Annotated in this window: 2 protein-coding genes and 1 pseudogene; all 3 read left to right on the forward strand. The window is 62.3% G+C overall.

Annotated features, from left to right (window positions below; translation table 11 throughout):
- Positions 1-850 (forward strand): hypothetical protein (locus ABEL04_RS01495; protein ID WP_375800604.1); only part of this gene is annotated, 850 nt, incomplete at its 5' end.
- Positions 851-1,424: 574 nt separating this feature from the next.
- Positions 1,425-2,237: a hypothetical protein gene (locus tag ABEL04_RS01500; RefSeq protein ID WP_375800605.1), complete on the forward strand. Its 813-nt coding sequence runs from the start codon at positions 1,425-1,427 to the stop codon at positions 2,235-2,237.
- A 988-nt stretch (positions 2,238-3,225) separates the two neighbouring features.
- Positions 3,226-3,964 (forward strand): annotated as a pseudogene (locus ABEL04_RS01505) (hypothetical protein); the annotation flags it as partial.

The following is a 3,964-nucleotide window of genomic DNA, read 5'->3' on the forward strand; positions in this document are numbered from 1 at the left end:
AGGCAATCGCATTTACCTTCGCGTTCCCTTGGCGTCCGGAGATACGCTACGTTTTTTCACCGATACAGGGGGTGGGCCCCAGCCGATCCTGACGGTCCGGGCGGCCCGCCGGCTGGGCCTGCCCGTCGACTCGGCTGATCCGAAACGGTTCGGCCGGACGGCAGTCCCGACCCTGCATCCTCGAACGCTGGTCCCGGCTCCCGCGCCAGATACGGCCCTCGTGTCCTTCAACCGCCAGATTAACCAGTACCTCGGGGGCGACGGCCTCCTCGGTGGACGGTGGCACGACGGCCACGTCTGGACCTTCGACTACTTGGAGGAGGAGCTTCTCCTACGCGACTCCCCGAAGGAGGTATCCTTCGATCCTGATCACACCACCGAGCTCGCGTTTGCGACCGACAGCACGGGCCGGCGGGTCGGGCACCATCCTATGGTCCGAGCGCAGGTGGCCGACAGCAGCTACTCGTTCCTCTTCGACACCGGAGCGACAACGGTGCTAACTGACAGTGCCCGGGCAGTCCTCGGCGGCCCTCGGCGGCGCGGTACAGGCTTCATCAGCGCGTCGGTGTTCGACCGGTGGCGTCAGGCGCATCCCGAGTGGACGGTCATGAAGAATGCCAGCACTCTCGGAGAAGGGTATCCGATGATTAAGGTCCCCGAGGTGACCATCGCCGGCCACACCGTTGGGCCAGTCTGGTTCGAGCGGCGTCCCGCTAGGAGATTTCGGCAGATGGCCCGGCGTACCGGTCAGCCGGTCCGCGGCGCACTAGGTGGCTCGCTGTTCCGGCACTTCCGGATCACCGTCGATTATCCTGGAGGGCAGGCACACTTCGAAAAAAGCGCCAGATAGGAACGGCCTCTCGGCAATCAAGGGCAAGTGGCTCCGATCCGTCCGGCTCACCTGTGATGAGTCTACCGTCTCTGGTATGTCCATCCCGGTGACCCGGATCCTCACGGCCACGACAGCAGGCGGGGCCCGGAGGTGGACGCTCGTTACCACCTCGGAAACACCCGGTGGAGAGACCCTCACCGATGCGCTGCCGATGGACCGCGAAACTCTCCTCCCGAGTTCTCGACGGTTTCAGGGACAAGGCCTTTGCAAATCTTGCCTTCAGCGATACGCTCATCACCGGGGAGCTGGTCGTCGGGGGGAGGCCAGTCAGGGACGAGCGAACGCCCGAGCCCCGAAAAGCCCCCGAAGCGGCAGTCCCTGCCAGCGGGACTAACGTTTTCGCCGCCGGGGATGGGACCTCGCCTCTACTGCCCGCCGCACTTGAGCTCCTCGTTTCCTCTTACACCTATACTTTTCGCTGTTCTCAGAATTAACCTCGCTTGAATCGATGTATCGCTGCACGCTTGGTACGCTCGTCTTGCTGGTTCTCGCAGGTGCCGTTGGTCCTGCTTCTTCTGTGCAGGGGCAGCCGATGAAAAAGGCTTCTGGGGAAAGACCCGTCGCCCGTCCCGATTCGAATCGCACGGGCCCCTCGGCCAATTTCGCGGTCGGCACCACTGGTATCGGCTTGGGCGACACCAAGCGAACGACCGGCCTCCGGCTTGCCTGGCGCAACGGCCAGTTCCGGCGCGCCAATGGCATCAATCTTACGCTCTGGACGCCCTACGGGGTGAATTTAGAGGACGATGACCTCCTGGGCGATGACGGCGAGTTGGGGGGCGACGCGTTTGTCGGAACGACAAACGGAGTCGCCCTGGGGCTTCTCCACTTCCCGAGGCGCATCCGGGGAGTTGGCATTGGCGGATTCGGGCCCGTCGCCGGCACCCTTCAGGGCGTGGCCGTGAGCGGAATCGTGGTCGCGACGGTCGAGGACCTGACCGGCATCGCCGTAGGGGCGGGAGGGGCCGGGGCGGAGGGAGACGTAAACGGAATCGCAGTCGGCGGGCTCGCGGTTGGGGCTGGCAGTTCCGAAACGGAAGATCATGCAAGCAAGAACACGGGGGGAGACATAAACGGAATCGCGATTGGGGGGCTCGGCGCTGTCGGTAACAATATACGAGGGGCCGGACTGAGCGCTGGAATGGTTCGGGTCCGGAATGGCGGGGCGTTGCAGGGTGTGGCCGTATCTGCCTTCAATAACATCAACGGCCGCCAGGTCGGGCTGTCGATTGGAATCTACAACCGCGCCCGCGTGCTCAGTGGCGTCCAGATTGGACTCCTCAACGTGGCTCGTAATAATCCGGAGTGGGCTCGCGTCCTCCCAATTCTCAACGTGAGCCTGTAAATGGAACCGCTCGGAGCGTGCTATTGCATCGCCAATAAGTCGAGGGGCGCCCGAAAAGTTGGAGTGGCAGGCTGACCAAGAATGAGATTGGGACACAGGACGATTGGTCTTTCAAAGCGCGAATGTGGCACTCGTATCCTGACGGGTAGCTCCGTCTTCTCTTCCGGTCCTCGGGGGGTGAACGGGCAAGCCAGCGTGCAGGCGTCTCCAGGTGGAAAGCGCCAGCAGATAGCCGATCCTCTGGCCGCCGACGCTGGGTTCGCTCCCGCCCAGGCCATCTACCATCCGTTCCGGGCACCGAGATCACGACCTATCTCAGAAACGGCGCGACCTGTACTGTGTCAGTACGTTGCCGAGCACGCCTCGCCCGATACCGGGCACGTGTGATGCTGAGGGCGTGCATGCTCACTGCAACTGGGGCGTGGAGTAGAAGAGAACTAGGCGGGTCCGGATCTGAGAGGATCCGCAGGGCCCGGCCACCCGCTTGTGCTCTCGGTAGAGCGGCGGTGGGAAAACCTCCCCTCGACGGCTCATCTATCCCGCCGAGCGACTCGCCGCCGAATGGGACGGTTCATCGATCATCCTGAATCCGAGAGGTAGAGCGTTTGTCTAGCATAGGACGGCCACATGCCAAAATTCACAGCGCTATGACAACTGCCGCGCCCCGAGTCAAACGGCGCAGACCCAGTTTCAGAGAAGGTTTTTTGTCGTCGGGTTCCGGGATTTGCTCAACGTGCGGTTGTCCTTGTATCATCGACGTTGCTGAGGGCTTGACATCAGAATCGCTTTTCTATTCTTTCACAGACGTGTTGACCAGGGCTTCTGAAGAGGCGCAGAAACCCGCGTTCTGCGGTGCTTCGAACCGAAGGGGACGCCCTCGAAGCCCGGCCTCGCGGAGCGCGTGTTTGCGGGGCGCCTGACCGAGCTGTCGGTTCCGGGGGCGGCGGCACTCCTGTCACTATTTTCCTCTAACATCTGACGCTTTTCTATGAGCTTGAGAACGACCTGCATCCTCGGCACACTCTTCCTCTTTCTGGCGTCCACGAGTCCTGTGGTGGCACAGTGGGTTCCCGTTTCAGAAAAGAAGGGCTTCGGGCAGTCCCTCGACGCAACCGATGGGACGGTATTCGTCGGAGATCCAGACAATACATATCGGCCGGGTCGTGTATCGGTGTACGAGAGAGGAAGTAATGGCGGCTGGCAACACCGCACTTTTCTCAAGGCTAAGGACGCTCAGCTCGACGATCGTTTCGGATCGTCGCTCGACGCTGAGGGGGGGACCCTGGCGGTAGGGGCCCCAGCCGCAGGCAGCGTGTACGTTTTTCGCCGGCGTGGAAGCGATGGCGGCTGGACGCAGGTCGGTCACGTGGCGCCTGCGGACAGTACCCTCGGTTTTGGGAGAAGCGTGGAGGTATCTGGGGGTCGTCTGTTTGTCTCGGCGTCTAAGCCCACTCCAGGCAATGCAGGAGATAAGAAGAAAAAGGAGAAGGCAGGCGTCGTGTATGTCTTTAAGCCGCAGAACGAGTCCGACTGGCGGAAGGTAGCCACGCTCCAGCACGCCGAGTTGTCTGTAGGAGGCGACTTCGGGGCCACGCTGCTCGGTCGGAAGGATCAGCTCGTGGTGGGGGCTCCAGAGCACGAAGAGGGCGCCTTGGCCGTTTATTCGTTTCAAGACGGAGAGTGGGTGCCCACGCAGACGCTCACAGCTGAAAACGCAGCGGAGGGCT

The sequence above is a fragment of the Salinibacter sp. genome (genome assembly GCF_042218895.1).
In the GTDB taxonomy this organism is placed as follows: domain Bacteria; phylum Bacteroidota; class Rhodothermia; order Rhodothermales; family Salinibacteraceae; genus Salinibacter.

Coding starts and splice junctions, on each gene's coding strand:
- ABEL04_RS01500 (WP_375800605.1), top strand. CDS start 1,425: ATGAAAAAGGCTTCTGGGGAAAGACCCGTCGCCCGTCCCGATTCGAAT.